The 21,487-nt window shown below is 72.9% G+C and carries 14 protein-coding genes; 8 read left to right on the forward strand and 6 right to left on the reverse strand.

The features are described from left to right. Positions 1–32: 32 nt before the first annotated feature. Positions 33–1,340, forward strand: coding sequence for an ABC transporter substrate-binding protein (locus AWW66_RS08935; protein ID WP_067362556.1), 1,308 nt, complete (start codon positions 33–35; stop codon positions 1,338–1,340). 96 nt (positions 1,341–1,436) lie between these two features. On the opposite strand, the gene AWW66_RS08940 is transcribed toward AWW66_RS08935, so the two are convergent. After that, the gene (locus tag AWW66_RS08940; protein ID WP_211271879.1) at positions 1,437–2,801 is read right to left on the reverse strand and encodes an alkaline phosphatase PhoX; all 1,365 of its coding nucleotides are present in this window, start codon (positions 2,799–2,801) and stop codon (positions 1,437–1,439) included. Positions 2,802–3,035: 234 nt separating this feature from the next. Between AWW66_RS08940 and AWW66_RS08945 the strand changes: the two genes are divergently transcribed. From AWW66_RS08945 to AWW66_RS08960, 4 genes are all read left to right on the forward strand, one after another. Continuing rightward, positions 3,036–4,589 (forward strand): ricin-type beta-trefoil lectin domain protein, encoded by a 1,554-nt coding sequence (locus AWW66_RS08945; RefSeq protein ID WP_067362562.1) that lies wholly within the window; start codon positions 3,036–3,038, stop codon positions 4,587–4,589. 44 nt (positions 4,590–4,633) lie between these two features. Further along, entirely contained in the window at positions 4,634–5,884 is a 1,251-nt protein-coding gene (locus AWW66_RS08950; RefSeq protein WP_067362605.1) for a glycoside hydrolase family 16 protein, read from the forward strand. 233 nt (positions 5,885–6,117) lie between these two features. Next, entirely contained in the window at positions 6,118–6,960 is an 843-nt protein-coding gene (locus AWW66_RS08955; RefSeq protein WP_067362565.1) for a class I SAM-dependent methyltransferase, read from the forward strand. A gap of 221 nt (positions 6,961–7,181) precedes the next feature. Further along, positions 7,182–7,544 (forward strand): hypothetical protein, encoded by a 363-nt coding sequence (locus tag AWW66_RS08960; RefSeq protein WP_067362568.1) that lies wholly within the window; start codon positions 7,182–7,184, stop codon positions 7,542–7,544. Between the two features lie 39 nt (positions 7,545–7,583). Here the strand turns inward: AWW66_RS08960 and AWW66_RS08965 are convergent, their stop codons facing one another. Continuing rightward, positions 7,584–7,997, reverse strand: a complete 414-nt coding sequence (locus tag AWW66_RS08965) for a VOC family protein (RefSeq protein WP_067362571.1) — start codon at positions 7,995–7,997, stop codon at positions 7,584–7,586. A 240-nt stretch (positions 7,998–8,237) separates the two neighbouring features. Beyond that, positions 8,238–13,655, reverse strand: coding sequence for an ATP-binding protein (locus tag AWW66_RS08970; RefSeq protein ID WP_245648056.1), 5,418 nt, complete (start codon positions 13,653–13,655; stop codon positions 8,238–8,240). Positions 13,656–14,138: 483 nt separating this feature from the next. Between AWW66_RS08970 and AWW66_RS08975 the strand changes: the two genes are divergently transcribed. Beyond that, positions 14,139–15,161 carry a LacI family DNA-binding transcriptional regulator gene (locus tag AWW66_RS08975; RefSeq protein ID WP_067362574.1) on the forward strand — a complete coding sequence of 341 codons (1,023 nt, stop codon included), beginning with the start codon at positions 14,139–14,141 and terminating at the stop codon, positions 15,159–15,161. Between the two features lie 12 nt (positions 15,162–15,173). Here AWW66_RS08975 and AWW66_RS08980 read toward each other — a convergent pair whose 3' ends face one another. From AWW66_RS08980 to AWW66_RS08990, 3 genes are all read right to left on the reverse strand, one after another. Beyond that, positions 15,174–17,912 carry a beta-L-arabinofuranosidase domain-containing protein gene (locus tag AWW66_RS08980; protein ID WP_067362577.1) on the reverse strand — a complete coding sequence of 913 codons (2,739 nt, stop codon included), beginning with the start codon at positions 17,910–17,912 and terminating at the stop codon, positions 15,174–15,176. Between the two features lie 181 nt (positions 17,913–18,093). Continuing rightward, positions 18,094–18,738, reverse strand: a complete 645-nt coding sequence (locus tag AWW66_RS08985) for a response regulator (protein ID WP_067362580.1) — start codon at positions 18,736–18,738, stop codon at positions 18,094–18,096. Continuing rightward, positions 18,735–19,841 (reverse strand): sensor histidine kinase, encoded by a 1,107-nt coding sequence (locus AWW66_RS08990; RefSeq protein ID WP_211271880.1) that lies wholly within the window; start codon positions 19,839–19,841, stop codon positions 18,735–18,737. Before AWW66_RS08990 ends, AWW66_RS08985 begins: the two co-directional genes overlap by 4 nt. A gap of 112 nt (positions 19,842–19,953) precedes the next feature. On the opposite strand from AWW66_RS08990, the gene AWW66_RS08995 reads away from it, so the two are divergent. Together AWW66_RS08995 and AWW66_RS09000 are read left to right on the forward strand one after the other, a co-directional pair. After that, positions 19,954–20,685 carry an ABC transporter ATP-binding protein gene (locus tag AWW66_RS08995; protein WP_067362585.1) on the forward strand — a complete coding sequence of 244 codons (732 nt, stop codon included), beginning with the start codon at positions 19,954–19,956 and terminating at the stop codon, positions 20,683–20,685. After that, complete coding sequence (locus tag AWW66_RS09000; RefSeq protein WP_067362588.1) at positions 20,682–21,446, forward strand: ABC transporter permease; 765 nt, start codon at positions 20,682–20,684, stop codon at positions 21,444–21,446. Before AWW66_RS08995 ends, AWW66_RS09000 begins: the two co-directional genes overlap by 4 nt. The last annotated feature ends 41 nt before the right edge of the window (positions 21,447–21,487 follow it).

Below are 21,487 nucleotides of genomic sequence, written 5' to 3' on the forward strand. Positions count from 1 at the left end.
CACCGTCCCCGCCCGACGCCGGAAGGCCCCCCATGCCCCCACACCTCACCCGCCGCGCCGCGCTGGTGGCGCTCGTCTCGCTGACCGCCGGCACCGCGCTCGCCGCCTGCGGCGGCGGCTCCGACGCCAGTCAGGACCTCTCCGACGAGCCGGTCACCCTCCGGTTCACCTGGTGGGGTTCGGACGCCCGCCACGAGCGCACCCGACGGGTCATCGAGCTTTTCCAGAAGGCCCACCCGACCATCACGGTCACCGGCGAGTTCAAGGAGTGGAACGGCTACTGGGACAGCCTCGCCACCACCGTCGCCGCCAACGACGCCCCCGACGTCATCCAGATGGACGAGCTCTACCTCGCCTCGTACGCCGAGCGGGGCGCCCTGCTCGATCTCGGCACGGCCCGACGGCACCTGACGACCGCGGACTTCGACGCCGACGCCCTCGCCACCGGAGCCATCGACGGCAAGCAGTACGGCCTACCCGTCGGCCTCGCGATCTACTCGGTCGTGGTCAACACCGACCTGCTCACGCGGTACGGCGTGGCGCTGCCCGACGACGCCACGTGGACCTGGGAGGACCTCACGCGCCTCGGCGCGCAGGTGTCCCGGGCCGGCGGCGGCACGGTGACCGGCGTGCAGGCCTGGGGTTTCGACACCGGCGGCCTCACCCTCTGGGCCCGCCAGGCCGGTGCCGCGCTCTACGACGACGCGGGCGACGTGGCGATCCCGCCGCAGGTGCTGGCCGGCTACTGGCAGTACCTCGCCGACCTCACCCGGCAGGGCATCGCGCCCCCGGCGTCGGTCACCGTCGAGCGGGCCAGCGGCGCCCTGGACCAGTCCGGCCTGGCGACCAACGCCTCCGCCTTCGCCACCTGGTGGAACACCCAGCTCACGTCGCTGGCCACGGCCAGCGGCAGTCAACTGCGGCTGCTCCGGTTCCCCGGTGAGGCGCAGTCCGCCACGCCGGGCGCCTACTACAAGCCGTCGATGTTCTGGTCGGTCTCCGCGCGCAGCAGGCACCCCGCCGAGGCGGCGCTCTTCGTCGACTTCCTCGCCAACAACGAGGAGGCCGCCGCCATCCTGCAGACCGACCGGGGCGTACCGGCCAACACGAAGATCCGCAACGCCATCGCCGGCCAACTCTCCCCCACCGACCGGGCCGCCCTGGAGTACCTCGACTCCGTGCCGGTCACCGCGCCGCCCCGGGTCACCCCGAAGGGGGCCAGCGGCGTCGAGGCCATCCTCAAGCGGTACACCGAGCAGGTGCTGTTCGGCCGCACCACGCCCGAGCAGGCGGCGAAGGACTTCATCGCCGAACTCCAGCGCGAGATCGACGCGGCCTGACCCGACCGTCCCGGGCCGACCACCGTCGAGCCCGGGACCGGTCGGGTCCCGGCGCGCCCCCGGCCGGCCCCGCAGCCACCGACGGGGTCGTCCTCGCTACCGGCGGAACGGTCCCGTGATGGCGAACGTCGTCCCGGGCTCGTAGCAGTTGACGTACATCGTCCGCCGGTCGTCGGAGAAGCAGACCCCGGCGAACTCGCCGTACTCGGGCGAGGCCTCGGTGCCGATGTTCTGCCGGTTCCGGGCGAACAGGTACGGCTCACCGTCCACGGTGGTGCCCATGAGGTAGCTGTCCCCCACCCCGTCCTGGCAGAGCATCAGGCCCCCGAACGGGGTCATGCAGATGTTGTCCGGGGTCGTGAACAGATCCGTGTACGGGTCGCCGTGGAAGATCACCACCAGGGTCAGCGCCCCGGTCGACGGCCGGTACCGCCACACCTGGCCCAGGTGGTCCCCGGCCGAGCCGTACGAGCGCAGCGCGAAGGAGGAGACGAAGTACGCCGCGCCGTCGGTGCCCCACCAGGCGCCCTCCAGCTTCTGGGCGTGGGTGACGCCCCGGGGGCCGTAGTCCTGCAGGCGCACCGGCTCGGTGGTGGCCAGCGGGTCCGGCACGTCGACCCACTGCACGCCCCGGAAGGTGGTGCCGGGCTCCTGGACGGCGGAGAGGTCGGGCACCCCGGGCACCCGCATCACCTGCAACCGGCCACCGGCGCGCAGGCTGCCGTACCCGCCGAGGGGCCGGCGCGGCAGGAAGCGGTAGAAGCAGCCGTGCTTGTCCCCACCGACGGAGTCCTCGGTCTCGTACACCACGCCGGTGCGGGGGTCGACGCAGACCGCCTCGTGCGCGAAGCGGCCCATCGCCGTGAGCGGGGTGGGGTCCTCGTCGCGGGCGGGCCGGAACGGGTCGACCTCGAAGATCCAGCCGTGGTCCTTCTCGTGGCCGCCCTCGCCCCGGCGGACCTCGGACTCCTCACAGGACAGCCAGGTCCGCCAGGGCGTCAGCCCACCGGCGCAGTTGGTCGACGTCCCGCCGAGGTTGATCCGCTGCTCGACGCGGTGCGGGCCGACGACCAGGGTGCTGACCCCGCCGCCGGCTCCCGGTCCCGGGTCGAAGGTCAGCGCCCGGGGGGCGACGACCGGCGCGGAGTCCGGCTCCCAGATCTCGTGGTTGCGCACGAGCCGGACCTCGCGGCCGGTTCCCGCGAACGCGGCCATCCCGTCGAAGTTTCCGGCGACGGCGCCACCGGGGATCGGATCGCCCTCCCGGGACAGCACCGTGTACCGGAAGCCGCGCGGCAGGTCCAACAGCCCCGCCGGGTCCGGTACGAGGTCGCCGTACCCGCCCCGACCGGCCGCCAGGGTGGGGTCCGCCGTGAAGAGCGCGTCGACCGCGCCCGCGAGGGCGACCCCCATCCCCACCAGACCCGACTGCGCCAGGAGACGTCGACGATCGAGAGTCAATGCCTGCTCCTTCATTCGAGAGGCGGCCCATAGTAGCTGATCAATCCTGCGGCTGTCCCGGCGCGCGCACCCCTCCACCGACCCCGGCGCCCCCGCCCCCGGCGGGTCCGGAGCCGCGCCGACCCGCGGACCAAAACTGTTAACACTCTTGACAATATCGGGTGCTATCGACAGAGTTCGCTAGAAGAGAGCGCTCTCTGGCGCTCGTCGCTTCCTCGTACCGGGAGGATGACCATGCCTCGACCACTGCGTGCGCTCGGCACCGCCGTCGCCGCCCTCCTGCTCGTCGGCCTCTCCCCGGCGCCCGGCCACGCCGCCGGCACCCCGGGCGGGGCCCCCGCCGACGACCCGGCCGCGGTCACGGGACTCGCCCCGCAGGTGGCCGACGCCCTCCGCCGTGACCTAGGGCTGACCACCAGGCAGGTCACCGACCGCCTGCGCGTCGAGGCGGCCGCGCCCACCGTCGAGAAGCACCTGCGCGCCCGGCTCGGCGCCGCCTTCGCCGGCGCGTGGATCCCGTCGACCGGCCACCGGCTGACCGTGGCGGTCACCGACCCGGCGCTCGTCCCCACCGTCCGCGCCGCCGGGGCCGACGCCACCGTCGTCGCCCGGCCCGAGGCGGCCCTCACCGCCGGCAAGGCGGCCCTCGACCGGCACCGCGCGCGGGCCGACCCGCAGCGGCTGCACGGCTGGTACGTCGACGTGCCCGGCAACAGCGTCGTCGTGACGGCCGCACCGGGCGCCGCCGCCGAGGCCCGCGCCTTCGCCGCCGCGAGCGGCGTCGCCGCCGACGCCGTCCGCGTCGTCGAGTCCACCGAGGCGCCCCGCACGCTGTACGACATCCGCGGCGGCGACCAGTACGTCATCAACGGCAACACGCTGTGCTCCGTCGGCTTCGCCGTCGCCGGCGGTTTCGTCACCGCCGGTCACTGCGGCGGAGTGGGCAGCCCGACGCTCGGGTACAACAACGTCGCCCAGGGCACGGTGGCCGGCTCGTCCTTCCCCGGCAACGACTACGGCTGGGTCCGCACCACCAGCACCTGGACGCCCCGCCCCTGGGTCAACAACTACTCCGGCGGCACCGTCTCCGTGGCCGGCTCGCGGGACGCGGCGATCGGCAGCTCGGTCTGCCGCTCCGGGCGTACCACCGGGTGGCGCTGCGGCACCATCCTCGGCCGCAACGAGACCGTCAACTACCAGCAGGGCGCGGTCTCCGGCCTGACCCGCAGCAACGCCTGCGCCCAGGGCGGCGACTCCGGCGGGGCGTGGATCAGCGGCGACCAGGCGCAGGGCGTCACCTCCGGCGGGTCCGGCAACTGCTCCACCGGCGGCACCACCTGGTACCAGCCGGTGAACGAGATCCTCGGCGCCTACGGGTTGTCGCTGACCACCACCGGCGGCGGCAGCACCAGCCGGGTCGTCAGCACCTGGAACAACAAGTGCATCGACGTGCCGAGCTCCAACTTCTCCGACGGCGTGCCGCTGCAGATGTGGAACTGCAACGGCACCAACGCGCAGGCCTGGACCTTCACCGGCGGCACCCTGCGCACCCAGAACAACAAGTGCATGGACGTGGCCTGGGGGTCGACCGCCAACGGCGCGGTGATCCAGATCGCCAACTGCAGCGGCAACCCGGCCCAGCAGTTCGTCCTCTCCGCCGCCGGTGACCTGGTCAACCCGCAGGCCAACAAGTGCGTCGACATCGTCGAGTGGAACGGGTCCGACGGCGCCCGCCTCCAGTTGTGGGACTGCGCCGGCACCGCCAACCAGAAGTGGCGGCGCGGCTGACGGCCGAGCCGCACCGCGCCCACCCCTCGCGCAAGGAGACCCCCGTGCACAGAACAACACCGGTCCGCCGGGCGCTCGCCCTGGCCACGGCCGCACTGACCACCCTCACCCTCACCCTCGTCGGCCCCGGTCAGGCCGAGCCCGCCCAGGCGGCGATCGGCGGCATCACCTGGCAGGACGAGTTCAACGCCCCCGCCGGCACCCCCGTCGACCAGAGCAAGTGGCGGTTCGACATCGGTGGTGGCGGCTGGGGCAACAACGAGCGGCAGTACTACACCAGCAGCACCAGCAACGCCGTGCACGACGGGCAGGGCAACCTCGTCATCACGGCACGCCGGGAGAACCCGAACAACTACCAGTGCCACTACGGTCGGTGCGAGTACACCTCGGCGCGGCTGCTGACCGCCCAGACCTTCACCCAGACGTACGGGCGCTTCGAGGCCCGCATCAAGATCCCCCGCGGCCAGGGCATCTGGCCGGCCTTCTGGATGCTCGGCAACGACATCGGCAGCGTCGGCTGGCCCAACTCCGGCGAGATCGACATCATGGAGAACATCGGCCGGGAGCCCACCACCGTGCACGGCACCATCCACGGCCCCGGCTACTCGGGCGGCGGCGGCATCACCGGCAGCCGGACCGTCGGCGCCCCGCTCGCCGACGGCTTCCACACGTACCGGGTGGACTGGGAGCCGAACTCGATCATCTGGTTCCTCGACGGCGTCGAGTTCTTCCGGGTCGACCCGAGCCGGCTCGGTGGCAACCGCTGGGTCTTCGACCACCCGTTCTTCATGATCCTCAACGTGGCCGTCGGCGGGAACTGGCCGGGCTACCCCGACGCCTCCACCCAGTTCCCGCAGCAGATGCTGGTCGACTACGTCCGGGTGTCCAGCTACGTGCCGGGCGGCAACACCGGCACCACCCGGCTGCGGCAGGCCCACAGCGGCCGGTGCGTCGACATCCCCAGCGCCAACCCGGTCGACGGCGCGAAGCTGCAGATCTGGGACTGCAACACCACCGCCGCGCAACAGTGGACGTTCGCCTCCGACGGCACGGTCCGGGCGATGGGCAAGTGCATGGACCCGGCCTGGGCCGGCACCGCCAACGGCACCGAGGTCAACCTCGTCACCTGCAACGGCAACCCGGTGCAGCGCTTCACCCTCTCCCCCGCCGGTGACCTGGTGAACATCAGTGCCAACCGGTGCGTCGACGTCCGGGACCGGGCCACCGGCAACGGCGGCAAGCTCCACCTGTGGGACTGCACGGGCCATGCGAGCCAGAAGTGGTCCCGCTACTGACCGTCGCTCCGTCCGGGCCGGCCGCCACCTGCGGGGCCGGCCCGGCGTCCGCCCGGCCCGGACGGCCTCGCCGACGTGGCGGCGCTGAAAGCGGCGACGTCCGGGGCAGGGTCCCTTCGCGAGCGAGACACCTGCGCGGAACACCTATTCCGATCAGGAATATCACTGTCGAGGGGTGAGCCGGCCGGCGGTTCGCCGCACTTCGTGGCCATACATCCACCTATAGTGTTCGGATGATCACGGTATCGCCGGAGCACGCAGGGGTTCCCCGGCCCCAGGTCCATCAGGTCCGGGACCTCGCGGAGTCCTTCGGCGTCGACGCGGCGCGCTACGACCGGACCCGGCCCCGCTATCCCGACGCCCTGGTGCGGCGGATCCGCGCCGCCAGCCCCGGGCCCGAGATCGTGGACGTCGGCTGCGGCACCGGCATCGCGGCCCGCCAGTTCCAGGCGGCCGGCTGCACGGTCCTCGGCGTCGAGCCCGACCCACGGATGGCCGACGTCGCCCGCCGCAGCGGGGTCGAGGTCGAGACGGCGACCTTCGAGACCTGGGCACCCGCCGGGCGTACCTTCGACGCGGTCGTCGCCGGGACGGCCTGGCACTGGGTCGACCCGACCGCCGGTGCGGCCAAGGCCGGCGAGATCCTCCGTCCCGGCGGCCTGCTCGCGCCCTTCTGGCACGTGTTCCAGCTCCCGCCGGCCGTGGCGGCCACCCTCGCCGCCGGGTACCAGCGGGTGGCCCCCGACTCGCCGTTGACCTTCCACGCGGACCGGCAGGGCCTGGCCGCCTACCAGCCGTTGTTCACCGCCGCCGTGGAGGGGATCCGCACGGCGGGCGGATTCGGTGAGCCGACGCAGTGGCACGTCGACTGGGACCAGCCCTACACCCGCGACGAGCTGCTGGAGATGCTCTCCACCCACGGCCAGTTCACCGCCCTCGCGCCGGAGGCGGTGGCGCAGGTCCTGGCGGAGGTCGGCGCGGCCGTCGACGCGCGGGGCGGCAGCCTGACGGTGCGCTACACCACCGTGGCCGTCACCGCGGTACGGCAGTCCCCTCGGCCCGGCTCCCGGAGCTGACAGGACACCCCGGGCCACACCGATCCGGTGGGGAGTGTCACCTGCTCGGCCATGCCGCCCCGGGGTCCGCGCCCTCTACGCTCGGGTCCGCGCCCGGTGCCCACGGGGCCGGCGGGGAGGCAGCCGGCTCGTCGGCCCACGCGGTGAGCCCGCTCACCATGGCGGGGCGGAGCATCGGGCGACCGGAGGACAGCATGGTAGGCACGACCGGTCCGCAGGGTGTGACAGCCCCGCGAGGGGACCAGCGCCGCAGCGGTACGGCGGCCACGATCGGCGCGGTCGTCGCCGTCGTCGTGCTCGTGGCGCTCGCCGTGCTCGTCGTCCTGGTCGGGATGTTCCTGCCGATGGCCGCCGCCGGCTGCGGCACCGGCAACGTCGTCGACGAACCGCTGATCTGCGGCCCCGTCGGTCAACTGGTGGTGCTCACCGCCCCGGTGGGCGGCGCCGCGCTGGGGGTGCTCGTCGCGCTGGCGGGTTTCGTCCCGTTCCCGCTGCGCCACCGACGCGCGATCTTCATCGGCGTCGGCTACCTGCTCACGCTCGGCGGCCTGGGGCTGGGCTTCCTGGTCTCGTTCACCGGCTGACCCGGCCCGGCGGCGGCCGGACGCCCCGGGACCGCCCGGTCAGGCCGGCTGCTGGGCAATGTTGACCATCCAGGGGGTACCGAAGCGGTCCTCGCACTGCCCGAACTCGTCCCCCCACATCTGCCGTTCCAGGGGCACGTGCACCACCCCGCCCTCGGCGAGCTGCGCCCACCACCGGCGTAGCTCGTCGGCGTCGTCCCCGCTGAGGCAGACGGTGTTCGCGTTACCCCGCCGGATCTCCGTGCCCGGCGGCAGGTCCGAGGCCATCAGGACGTGCCCGGTGGGGGTACGCAACCTGCCGTGCATGATCTGGTCGGCGATCGCCGGGTCCGTCGTGCCGAACTTTGCGAAGGTGGTCAGCGCGAACTCACCCCCGAACACGCGGTGGTAGAACCCCATCGCCTCACGCGTGTTCCCGGCGAAGTTCAGGTACGGGTTGAGCTGCGACGTCACGGTGCCCTCCTGGAGTCGTCCGCCCGTATCGTCGCACCTGCCGCACCACCGCCGCCGGCGTACGCGCCGCAGGTCAGCGGTCAGGCGCGGGTCCAGAGCTTGTGCAGGACGCCGGGTCGACCGGGGCCGCCGACGGCGAAGCCCGCCGTGACGACAGCCAGGGTCCGGTCCGCTACGCGACAGGGGTCGCCGGAGGGGAACCCGTCCCCTCCGGCGACCGCCGATCCGCAGCGACCGCCGTCAGCCCCGGCGGGACCCGATGGCCTCGATGATCCGGGGCCGCAGTTCCGCGGCGCGGATGACGGCGTCGACGGAGCCCACCTCCACCGCGCGGTGGATGTTGTGCACCCGGTCGAACTCCGTGGCCACCTCGCCGAGCTTCTCCGCGCGCACCGACAGGCGCAGCTCGTCGAGCTCCGCGGTCAGCGCGGCGCGGTCGGCGCCGGTGGCCGCCGCCACCCGGGCCTCCAGATCCCGTACCCGCGGGTCGGCCGCGGTCCGGGCGTTGACGTCACCGGAGAACACCACCGCGGCGGCGGGGGCGCCACCGAGCACCGAGGCGAACGAGCCCTCCAGCGCCAGCACGGTCATGTTCGGGTTCAGCGCCTTGGAGAACACCACGAACGCGCCGCCGTGGTACCGCGAGATCACGCAGAACACGATGGGCCCACGGAAGTTCACGATCGCGCGGCCGATCTCGGCGCCGTACTCCAGTTGCAGCTTGCGCATCGACTCGGGCGAGCCGTCGAAGCCGGACAGGTTCGCCAGCACCACCAGCGGCCGGTTGCCGCTGGCCGCGTTGATCGCCCGCGCGGCCTTCTTCGACGACTGCGGGAAGAGGGTGCCCGCGGTGTAGGTGTCCGGGCCGTCGGTGGGCGGGAAGCCCCGCCGGGGCACCGCCCGGGACTCGATGCCGATCAGGCACACCGGCGTGCCGCCGAGGTGCACGTCCTGCACGGAGACGGTCTCCGCGTCGGCCATCCCCGCCCAGCGTTCCAGGACCGGGTGGTCCTGGTCGGACAGCGCCCGCATCACCGTCCGGATGTCGAACGGCTTCTTGCGGTCCGGGTTGGCCGTGGCGGAGAAGATCTCGCCGACGGTGGTGAAGTCGCTGCCCGCCACGACGTGCGGGAAGTCGGAGACGTCCCGGTCGACGGGGTCGGTGGTCGGCACCCGTCGCGGGGACTCCTCGCCGGGTACGACGTAGGTGTGGTCGTAGTAGGACATCAGCACGTCCCGGGCGGCGGCAAGGTTCGGCGCCCAGTACTGCGCCTGGCCGTTCGGGCCCATCACCCGGTCGTAGCCGCCGATGCCGAAGTTGTCCTCGGCGGAGACGCCACCGGAGAAGTCGAGCGACTGCTTGCCGGTGAGCACCATCGCCGAGTCCGGCGTCATCACCAGGATGCCCCGGGTGTGCATGAGCATCGTCGCCTCGGCGTTCCAGTACGGCTGCGCCCCGACGGTGATGCCCGCGACCACGATGTTGATCTCGCCGCCGGCCTGAGTGAACTCGACGATCCGCTTGAGCGCCGCGGCCACCCAGTCCATGTTCTCCGTACCCGACTCCATGGAGATCCGGGCGCCGGCGGACAGCGCCCACCACTCCAGCGGCACCCGCATCCGCTCGGCCAGGTCCAGGGCGGCGACCACCCGACGGCACTCCGGCTCGGAGAGCGCGCCGAGCGACTTCGTCGGGTCGCCGAGCAGGACGACCCGGGTGACGCCCTCCGGGTGACGCCGGGTCGGCGTGCTGAGCACGCCGGCCACGATCGCCGCCCGGTTGCGGCCCTTCGGCCGGTCGACCGGTACCAGCGTGTGGGTGTCGTCGAGGTCGTGCTCGACGAAGTCGCCGAGCGCGGTGGTCAGCTCGTACGGGTAGACGGTGTTGCGGCTGCTCGCCCGCAGCACCTTCTGCCGGTAGTCGTCCAGCGGCTCGATCGGCTCGTCCGACGGCTCCCCGACGGTCAGCTCGGTGCCACCGGCCGCGTCGATCGAGATCCGTACGGCGATCTTGGTGAGCTCGCCGGTCTCCGGGTCGCGCTGCCGCGCGATGAACAGGATCTCCTCCAGCCCGGCGCCCGCCGTCGTCGGCAGCACCCGGGCGGCGATCGTCTCCAGCTCGGCCCGGGTGAGGTCGCTCGGCGGCCAGACGTAGAGCACGATCCGGTTGGTGGTGAACCGCTTTTTCGACGGTCGCCGCGCCTGCGCCCGGCGGATCGAGTCGAGGCAGGTGGCGAGGGTGTCCTCGGCGGTCGGGAGGGCGACCAGCCGGCCGTCGTGCTCGCGCAGCGCGGTCAGGTCACGGACCTGCGCGAAGGCGACGAGCCGGTCGTCCGACGGGTTCTCCCGCGCCACGCACTGGAACAGGTAGACCTCCTCGTCCGCCGACGGCAGCCGGGTGAGGTCGAACTTGCTCAGCCGCTCCAACTGCATCCGCTGTGCGATGTACGGGTGCAGGCCACGGATCAGCCGCTCCTCGGTCATCCCGGTGGTGGACGGGCGGAACGTGAAGTGGTGGTGCATCACCGCGCCGCTGCGGCCCGCGACGGCGAGGGTGAGCCGGCGGACCGGGTGCGGCAGCGGGTGCGCGCTGACGACCTCGTGCAGCGCGGTGGCCATCGCCTCGGAGTCCGCCGGCTGGTTCTCCCAGGCGAGGTAGATGTCCGCGTCGATGGCGGCCTCGCCGTCGGCCAGCTCCGCGAGGCCACGCAGCGCGCTGCCCAGCGCGTCGAAGCCCACCGCGCAGGAGACCACGGAGGAGTCCGCCCGCTCGGCGACCACGAACGTGCAGCCGGAGACCTCGCGGGTCCGCACGGCGGTGAGCCCCTTGTTGCCGTAGTACCGCCGGGTCAGCACCTCCAGCATGACCACGTTGTCGAGGTCGGCGCGGCCCAGCCGCTGGCCGAGCAGCCGGACCAGCGGCTCGGTGCTGCGGACCATCTCGGCGATCCGCTCGGCGCGGTCCGGGGCGTCCGGGTGCGCGTCCAGGTGCCGCAGGTGCCGGCGGACGCCGGCGTAGACGCGGGCCCGGTTACGGCGCAGCAGCGGCTGGCCGAACCAGGCGAACACCACGCCACGGGCGAGGTCGGAGACCACCGGGAACCGGACCTGCGTCGCGGCCACCAGCCGCTCCAGCGCCAGGCCGGCGGGCTCCCGCAGCGTCTCGTCCGGCGGCGCCTCCCGCAGCCACGCGCGCAGCAACGTCGCGACGACGGCGGCGTCGGCGGACGCGCGCTGCAGGGCGAGGAAGATCCGGAACACCGCGGCTTCCAGGTCGGGGCTGCGGTCCAGCTCGGTGACGCCGTAGTGCCCGAGCGCCGTGGCGAGCTTGGCCTGGAACGTCTCCGGCAGGCCGGCCCGCTCCACGTCGAGGCTCTGCAGGTAGGTGTGGAAGTACTCGCGGGCGCTGTGCACGTGGCTGCCGTCACCGCCGTCCTCGCCCGTGGGCCGGTTCCGGCTCAGCTCGGCGAGATCGGCGAACATGTCGATGAGGTCGATCTCCCCGGCCAGCGGCCGGTAACCCTGCGCGGTGGCGACCTGCCGGGCGACGAGGTAGTCGTCGAGCACCCGCCGGTCGTCGTGCGGGTCGACGTCGAAGCCCAGCAGCAGGCTGCGCAGGTCCTCCTGGCCACGCCGGGTACGGGACCGCACGGGGGCGTCCCCCGGCGCGACGGGCAGGTCCAGCTCCACGGCCTCGGTGGCCGAGGTGTCCTCGGCGGCGTCGTCGGCGAGCGGCTCCAGCCGCAGCAGCGGCGCGCCGGTCTCCACCTGGCTGCCCACCGACACGACGCATTCCTTGAGCCGTGCCTTGAACGGCGCCCGCAGCACCGTCTCCATCTTCATGCTCTCCAGCACCAGCACCGGCGCGCCCGCCTCGACCTCGGCGCCGACCTCCAGCGGCGTGGCGACGACCAGCGCGGGCATGGAGGAGCGGATCACGCCGCCCTCGTCCCGGCTGACCCGGTGCGTCACGCCGTCCACCTCGACCAGGTGGACCGGGCCGTGCGTCCCGGTGAGCAGGCGGTACCGGGTGCCGTTGACGACGATCTGCCCGGTGTGCCGGTCGAAGCGGTCCAGCTCGACGTCGGCGGTACGGACGTCGCCGCCGACCTCGATGCCGACCCGGAACCGGTGTGCGCCGATCCGGGCGACACGCACCCGGTAGCCGATCCCCCGCAGCTTGAGGTCCAGCGGCCGGCCGCTGGAGTGCTGCACCTGCGGACGGCCGCCGAACGCCGTGGAGAGCAGCCGCTGCCGCTCGACGCGCTCCTCCTCCTCGTACGCCTCGATGGCGGCGGCGGCCAGCGCGACGGCCGAGTGCCGGTGCGAGACCAGCCGGCCCTCGCCCCGGACCCGGTCGATCCAGCCGGTGTCCGCGCTGGCGTCGATCACCTCGGGCTGGTCGAGCAGGTCGAGCACGAAGCTCTTGTTCGTCGCACCCCCGTCGATGATCACCGTGGTCTCCGCCATCGCCCGCCGGAGCCGCCCGAGCGCCTCGTGCCGGTCCCGGCCGTAGGCGATGATCTTCGCGATCATGGAGTCGAAGTCGCCGGGGATGGTGTCGCCCTCGCTGACGCCGGTGTCCACCCGGATGCCCGGCCCGGCGGGCAGGTCCAGCCGGGCGATCCGGCCCGGGGAGGGCGCGAAGTCACGGTCGGGGTCCTCGGCGTTGAGCCGGGCCTCCACGGCGTGTCCGCGCTCCACCGGCGGCCGGCCGTCCAGGCGCCCGCCGGAGGCCACGTGCAGTTGCGCCTTGACCAGGTCGAACCCGGTGGTCAGCTCGGTGATCGGATGCTCGACCTGCAGGCGGGTGTTCACCTCGAGGAAGGCGAACAGCCGGTCGCCGGGGTGGTAGAGGAACTCGACGGTCGCCGCTCCCCGGTACCCGACCGCGACGGCCAGGCGCTCGGCCGACGCCTTGAGCTCGGCGACCTGCTCCGGGCCGAGCACCGGCGACGACGACTCCTCGATGATCTTCTGGTTGCGCCGCTGCACCGAGCAGTCCCGGACCCCGAGCGCCCACGCGGTGCCCTGGCCGTCGGCGATCACCTGGACCTCGACGTGCCGGGCCCCGGTGACCAGCCGCTCCAGGAACACGACGCCGCTACCGAAGGCGCGCGCGGCCTCCTGGATGGTGCGCTCGTAGGCGTCCGCCAGCTCGGCCGCGTTGGTGATCACGCGGATGCCGCGCCCGCCACCGCCCGCGGTCGCCTTGAGCATCAACGGGTAGCCGATCTCGGTCGCCGCCGCCAGCGCGGCGTCCAGGGTGTCGACCGCGCCCCGGCTCCAGGGCGCGACCGGCACGCCGACCTCCTCGGCGATCAGCTTCGCGCCGATCTTGTCGCCGAGCTTGCGCATGGCCTCCGGGCTCGGGCCGACGAAGGTGACCCCGACCCGCTCGCACAGCTCCGCGAACGCCGGGTCCTCCGCGACGAAGCCCCAGCCGACCCACGCGGCGTCGGCCCGGGTCTCCACCAGGGCGCGTTCCAGCGCCTTCAGGTCGAGGTACGGACGCGCGGCGGCGGGGCCGAGGTCGTACGACAGGTCCGCCTCGCGGACGAAGGTGGCCGCGCGGTCGACGTCGGTGTGCAGGGCGACGGTCTCGATCCGGGTGCCGGTCTCCGCGGCCAGCTCCCGGACGGCGTGAATGAGCCGCATCGCGGCCTCACCACGGTTGACGATGGCGACACGACTGAACACCCGACCGTACCCTCCCATAGACCAACGTTGTACGCGCCGCGACTCTGCGACCCCCGGCAGTAGACAGCCTCCCTTACTACCGACGGGTAGCGCCATGTCGCAGACAGCGCACAATCCACCGCCCGCGTTGTGGGAACCAACCAAGAGTCTTTGGCGAGTCGCGCCCGACCAGATGAGGTGTGCCCCGGATTGACCGGATGCCGGGACCGCGCGACGCACGAGGATGGTACCGGCGGGGGGTCGGGTCAGGTCGCCGCGCCCACCCGCTGGAACGTTTCACGCCCGCGCCCCAGGAACGCTGGGGCCGGACCCGCGCAGCGCCCGACGCCGGGCGGCTGAAACGTTTTACGGGCGATACACTGCTTCCGACCGTCCCGCCCCCGGCCCCTCCCCCACCGAGGCCCCCGCCGTCGGGACGTCAGGACCCACCGGCGAGGAGCCATGGCAGCGACCAGCATCAAGGAGGTGGCCCGACACGCGGGCGTCTCCCTCGGCACCGTCAGCAACGTGCTCAACCGGCCGAACACCGTGTCGCCGGCGACCCGCCAACGGGTGCTCGACGCCATCGCCGCACTCGGCTACGTCCGCAACGACTCCGCCCGGCAACTGCGCGCCGGCCAGAGCCGCACCATCGCCATCGTCGTGCTCGACGTGGCCAACCCCTTCTTCACCGACGTGGTCCGCGGCGCCGAGCAGGTGGTCGAGGAGGCCGGCGCCATGCTCGTCGTCTGCAACAGCGGCGAGGACGGCGCGCGGGAACGCCGCCACCTGGACCTGCTGGAGGAGCAGCGGGTCCGCGGGGTGCTCATCACGCCGGTCGGTCACGGACGGCATCCCGGGCTCGAACGGCTCCACGAACGCGGCATCCCGGTGGTCCTCGTCGACCGGGGATCCGGCCGGGCCAGCCGTTGCTCGGTGGCCGTCGACGACGTGCTGGGCGGCCGGCTCGCCGTGGAGCACCTCCTCGACCGGGGGCACCGGCGGATCGCCTACCTCGGCGGCCCGCTCACCATTCCCCAGGTGGCCGACCGGCACGCCGGCGCGGCGGCGGCGCTGGCCGAGCGGCACCCGGACACGCCGCTGCGGGTCGCCACCACGAACACCCTGACGGTGGCCGCCGGGCGGCGGGCCGCCGAGGACCTGTTGGCCCTGCCCGCCCGACAGCAGCCCAGCGCGGTCTTCTGCGCCAACGACCTGATCGCCCTCGGCGTGCTCCAACAGTTGACCGAACGCGGGGTCCGGGTGCCCGACGACATGGCGATCGTCGGGTACGACGACATCGAGTTCGCCGGGGCGGCGGCGGTCCCGCTGTCGTCGGTGCGCCAGCCCCGGGAGTTGCTGGGCCGTACGGCGGCCCAACTGCTGCTGGAGGAGAGCACCGCCGGCGCGGAGCACCGGCACCGGCACGTGGTCTTCCAGCCCGAACTCGTCGTGCGCCGCTCCAGCGACCACCGCCGCCCCTGACCCGCTCCCGCCCTAGACGAAACGCCAGAGGTGGTCGGTGGTGCCGTTGTCGTCCCAGAGCACGATCTGGGCGCCACTGGCGGTGGAGGCGCCGGTGACGCCGAGGACCCGGCCGCCGTTGGCGCACTGGATGCGGAAGTACCCGTTGGCACCGTGACGCAGCCGCCACCGGTGGTCGGTGGCGCCGGTGTCGGACCACTGCACCACCCGGGCGCCGTTGGCGTTGGCACCGCCCTCGACGCCGAGCACCTTGCCGCTGTGGGAGTTGCGCAGCCGCAGGTAGCCGCCGGTGTCCACGACCGCCGTCCAGAGGTGGTCGGCGGTGCCGGTGTCGCCCCACTGGATGACCGGCCCGCCGTCGGCGGTGGACATCTCCCGCACGCCGAGCACCAGCCCGCTGGCCAGGTTCTGGATCCGGCGGGCGCCGTGGGGCACGAACCGCCACTGGTTGTCCGGGCTGCCGTTGTCCGGGTCCTGCACGGCCAGGGCACCGGCGGCGGTGGAGCCACCGGCGATGGCCAGCAGCTTGCCGCTGTGGACGTTGCGCAGCTTGTGGGAGCCGTCGCCGACGTCGACGACCGTCCAACGGTGGTCGGCGGTGCCGGTGTCGGACCACTGCAGCACCCGCGCGTTGTCCGCGGTGGACATGTTCTCGACCCCGAGCACCTTGCCGCTGTGCCGGTTGCGCAGCCGCACGGCGCTGCCGTCGACCACGAGCTCCCACCGGTGGTCGGCGGTACCGGTGTCGTTCCACTGCAGCGCGAGCCCGCCGTCGGCGGTGGACATGTCCTGGACGCCGAGGACGAGCCCGCTGGCCACGTTCACCAGGCGGAAGTCGGCACCGTCGCCGCCACCGGGACCGCTGCGCCAGTACACCGTGTAGTTGTGGCCGTGGGCGTCGTAGAAGGGACCGAGGTTGACGGTGGCGCCGTTGGCGACGGCGGTGAAGGCGAGCGTGGTGGCGCTGGTCCGGGTGACCGACGCGGGGTCCAGGGTGGGCAGTCCGCTCAGCGTGGTGTTGCCGTAGTTGCCGGACAGGACCACCGGGCCGTAGGTGACCGCCACGACCGCGGGGTTGTCGTTGGCGGCCTGCGTGACGACCCGCATCGGCAGCCGGACGGTGACGACGTCCCCGGAGGTCCAGGAGCGGGTGAGGCTGGCGTAGCTGCCCGGTGTGGTGGCGACGTTCTGGGTGGTGCCGTTGACGCTGACGGTGGCGCCACTCGTCCAGGCCGGGATCCGGATCCGCATCGTCCAGCTCCCGCCGACCGCGCCGGTGACGGTGAGGGTGGTCAGGTCGCTGGCCGGGTAGCTGGTGGTCTGCGTGACGGTGATGCCGCGTTGGGACCAGGTGAGCACCGAGGGCAGGAACAGGTTCACCGTCAGGGTGCTGCCGTTGTGGAAGTAGATGGAGTCCATCAGCTTGGTGTTGGTCTCGATGCCGGTGCCCTGGCAGCACCAGAAGGAGTTGTAGTCGGTGCTCCAGGTGCCGCCGCCCCAGGCCGGGCCCACCCCCCGGCGACCGCCCGGGTTCAGCGGCGTGAAGTAGGTGACGTGACCGTGGTTGTCGGCCGGGTTCTGCTGGCCGACGAGGTGGTTGAGCAGCGCCCGCTCGTAGTAGTCGACGTAGGCGGTCCGGCCGGGCTCCAGCAGCCACAGCTCGCGGGTGAGCTTGAGCATGTTGTACGTGTTGCAGGCCTCGCAGGCGTCGTTCGACAGGTACCCGGCGATGGCGTGGGGGGCCCGGAAGTGCTCGCCCTGACTGTTGCCGCCGATGACGTACGTGTGGGCGTTGACGGTCATGGCCCAGGCGTTGCTGGCGATGTCCCGGTACCGGGTGGTGCCGGTGGCCTTGAACTCCCGGGCCGCGCCGATCCACTTGGGCACCTGGGTGTTGGCGTGCAGTCCGGCGAGCCGGTCCTGGTTGGCGGCGAGCGGGTCGAACACGGCGGCGTGGTCGAACCGTTGGGCGGTCCTGAGCCAGCGGGCGTCCCCGGTCTGCTGGTAGATGTCGGTCAGCACCGCGTTCATGCCGCCGAACTCGGTGGCCAGCATGGCCTGCATCTGGGCGGTGGTCAGCCGGCCGGTGCGCCAGTCGACCCAGCCGGCGAGCGCGAGCAGGACGTCGCGGGCCTGGTTGTTGCCGATGTGCCGCCACACGTCGAGCAGCCCGGCGAGGGTCTTGTCGATGCAGTAGTACGGCACGTTGCCGTTGGTCAGGGTGCGCTGCTCGACGGCGGTGAAGTCGGACTCCGGGAACCCGGAGAGGTAGCCCGCGTTGAAGCCGGCGGCGGCGTTGTTGGCCTGGCATCTGGCCAGCTCGGCCACCATCTGGTTGGCCTTGTCCCGGCAGGTGGTGTCGCCGAGCACCGCCCACGCCTGGGCCCAGGCGGTCAGGAAGTGGCCCTGCATGTGGGTACGGAACGGGAACGTCGGCGCGTCCCAGCCACCGTTGGCCGCCGCGCCGTTGGTGGAGAGCCGGTGGTTGGCGCGGAAGTTGTAGAGCAGCCGGTCGACGCTGACGAACCGCAGGTAGGCGACGGTACGGGTCTGGTTGTCCAGCCACCGGCTGGCGGTGAGCCGGACCTGGCCGAGATCGAACGGGTAGGCCCCGACGCCGAGGTCGGGTCGGGCGGGTGGCAGCGCGGCGCTCGCCGACGCCGCGCCGACGATCGGACCGGCGGCTGCGGCGACGGCGGTGACACCGGCGGCCTGCAGCAGACGCCGTCGGCTGAGGGATCCAGGCGACACGGTACCTCCTTGGCGGACGGGCAGGGTTCCGGAGCGTGACGAGCGCGCACATGGGCACGGCGGTGCAGGCTCATCACCTGCACGTCCATGAATGTTAGCGCTCACATTTCGAGAGTGTTAGAAACCTATGACGGAACATAGGCCGGAGTCAATAGCGAAGCCCCGTGGCGACCGGTCGGCCTCAGCGCAGGATGCCCTCGTGCAGGGCCCGCAGCACCGCGTTGGTACGGTCCCGGGCCCCGAGCTTCAGCAGGATCGTCGACACGTGGTTCTTGACCGTGCCCTCGGCGAGGAACAGGAGCCCGGCGATCTCCCGGTTGGTGTACCCCCCGGCGACCAGGCGCAGCACCTCCAGTTCACGCTCGGTCAGCTCCTGCGGCGGCGGGCTGTCGACACCGACCGGCCACGGCGCGGAACGGATGGCGCGCACCAGCCGGTCGGTGACCGAGGCGGCGATCAGCGTCCCACCCGCCGCCAGGGTCTCGACCGCCCGGGTCAACTGCTCCAGCGTGACGTCCTTGAGCAGGTAGCCCCGGGCCCCGGCGCGCAGCGCGTCGAGGACGAGGGCGTCGTCGTCGAAGGTGGTGAGGACGAGCACCGGCACGTCCACGGCGCGGTCGCGGAGCTGCCGCAAGGTCCAGATGCCGTCGCGGTGCGGCATGCGCAGGTCGAGCAGGACCACGTCGGGCCGGACCTCGACGATCACGTCCAGCGCCGCGGCGCCGTCGTCGGCCTCCCCCACGACGGTGATGCCCGCCATGGCGAGCAGGCTGCGGATGCCTTGCCGGACCAGCGTCTGGTCGTCGACCACCACCACCCGGGTCATCGGACCGGCACCCGGGCACGTACCCGGAAACCCGCCCGGCCGTCGTACGCGACCTCCCCGCCGAGGGCCGCCAGCCGTTCCGCGATCCCCCGCAGCCCGTTGCCGGGCACCACCTCGGCGGCGCCCTGCCCGTCGTCGGCCGCGGTCAGCCGGATCGCGTCGCCGTCGCGCGTGACGGCGACCCACAGCTCGCGGGCCCCGGCGTGCCGTAGCGTGTTGGTGACGATCTCCTGCACCGTCCGCACCAGCGCGGCGGTCTGTTCCTCGTCCGCCTCGACCTCCTCGCTCACCTCCACCGAGACGTCCAACCCCGGGACGTCCCGGCCGATCGCGCGCAACGCCTCGGCGAGGTCGGTGGCCGGACCGACGCGCAGCGCGCCGACCGTGGTCCGCACGTCCGCGAGCACGTCGCGGGCGACCCGGTTGGCCCGCTCGACGTGCTCGCGCGCCGCGTCGCCCGGCCGGTGCCGGGCGGCCTCCAGCTCCAGGGTGAGGACGGTGAGCTGGTGGCCGATGAGGTCGTGCAGCTCCCGGGAGATGCGCAGGCGTTCCGCCGTGCGTGCCGACCCGGCCAGCAGCACGGTAGCCGCCTGCAGGTCGACGTGGGTCTGGGTGAGCTGGCGACGCAGGTGCTTCTCCCGCCGGATGGCGGCCAGGCTGAACACCGTCGAGAGCTGGATCAGCGCGTAGAAGGTCGTGACCATGACGAGCTCGAACCCGCCGCCGTTGACCCGGCCGAGGGCCAGCGCGATGACGATGGTGTTCAGCGCGATGACCACGACGTTGGTCGGCAGCCGGATGACCTCCGGCCCGATCGAGGCGACCACGACCAGGAGCACCGGCAGCAGGCCGGCCTGTGGGGCGGTCACCACGACGCCCCAGCCGGCGACCACGGCGGTGCCGTAGGCCACCCGCCGGAGGGTAGCGGAGATCGTGTCCACGGCGGTGACGAACACCGCCACCAGGGTCGTCAGGAACAGCCCGACCCAGACCGGGGTCGGCACGTCCGGGTCGACCAGGCCCAGGATGACCGGTGACGCGGTGCCCAGGCAGACGACGAGCATGGCGAGGCCCGACCACTCGTCGAGCCCGATTCGTCGCACCGGTCCAATCTAGCGAGCGGGGCACCGGGGCCAGGGGTGCCGAAAGTCATGCCTCGCGGTCCTGACCTGTGGCACAGGCGCCGGGACGGGTGCGTGCCGCAGCATCGACGGCATGAGTCAGCCCGCTATCCAGGCCGAGAACCTGCACAAACGGTACGGCGAGGTCGTCGCGGTCGACGATGTCAGCCTCCGGGTGGAACCCGGCGAGGTGCTGGGCATCCTCGGCGCCAACGGCGCCGGGAAGACGACGACGGTCGAGCTGATCGCCGGCCTGCGCGCCCCGGACCGGGGGCGGGTCCGGGTGCTCGGGCTCGACCCGCGTCGGGACCGCGCGGCCCTGCGCCAGGTGCTCGGCGTGCAGTTGCAGCACGCCCACCTGCACGCCGCCCTGACCGTCGCCGAACTCGTCGACCTGTACCGCAGCTTCTATCCCCACCCCCGGCCCGCCGCCGACCTGCTCGACCTGGTGGACCTGGGCAAGCAGGCCCGGACCCGCTTCGAGAAGCTGTCCGGCGGTCAGCAGCAGCGGCTCTCCATCGCCCTGGCCCTGGTCGGCCGCCCGCGCGTGGTGATCCTCGACGAACTCACCACCGGGCTCGACCCGCGCGCCCGACGGCGCATCTGGGCGGGCGTCGAGGCGCTCCGCGACGAGACGGTGCTGCTGGTCAGCCACGCGATGGACGAGGTGGAACACCTCTGCGACCGGGTCGCCCTCATCGACGCCGGGCGGATCGTCGCCCTGGACACCCCGGCCGGGCTGGTCGCCCACGCCGGCACCGCGACCCTGGAGGAGGCGTTCGTCGCCCTCACCGGCAAGGACCTCGTCAGGGAGGACGTGGCATGACCGAGGTGACCGCACGGCGGCCCGGCCCCGCCGCCTGGCTGACCCTGGCGCGGTGCGAGGCGAAGATGGTCGTCCGGGACACGGCCGGCCTGGTCGTCCCGATCGGCCTGCCGCTTCTGATCATGATCATGAACGCCTCGGCGGCCGGCGACCAGGCGGTCGGCAACGGACGCTCGGCGCTGGACGTCTTCGTGCTGCCGCTGGTCTTCACGATCGTCCTCGCCTCGATCGGCATCATCAACATGCCGAGCTTCCTGGCGTACTACCGCCGGACCGGGGTGTTGCGCCGGCTGGCGGTCACCCCGGCCTCACCGGCGATGGTGCTCGTGGCGCAGATGGCGGTGAGCCTGCTGCAGGCGGTCCTCGGCATCGGCGTGGCCTTCGCCGTCGCCGTCCTCGCCTTCGGGGCGAAGCCCCCGGTCGACGTGGGCGTGGCGCTCGGCGTGGGCGCGCTCGCGGTCGCCGCGATGTACGGACTGGGCATGGTCGTCGCCTCGGTGGCGCCCACCCCGAACTCCGCCGTCGCGATCGGACTGATCGGCTTCTTCGCGCTCGGCGCCGTCGGTGGGATGTTCGGCGGCACCACCGCCCTGCCGGACCCGGTGGCGCAGGTCGGCTCGTGGCTGCCGTTCGGCGCGACGGTCGAGGCGCTCTCCGCCGCCTGGGTCGGGGCGTCCGTCGACGCCTCGAACCTGGTCGGCCTGGTGGTCACGGCGGCCGTCGGCACGGTCGTGGCCACGGTCTTCTTCCGCTGGAACTGACGCCGGCACCGCGCCACGCCGGACGGGGGGCAGGCGGGCGC

The organism is Micromonospora rosaria (genome assembly GCF_001567585.1).
Classification (GTDB): Bacteria; Actinomycetota; Actinomycetes; order Mycobacteriales; family Micromonosporaceae; genus Micromonospora; species Micromonospora rosaria.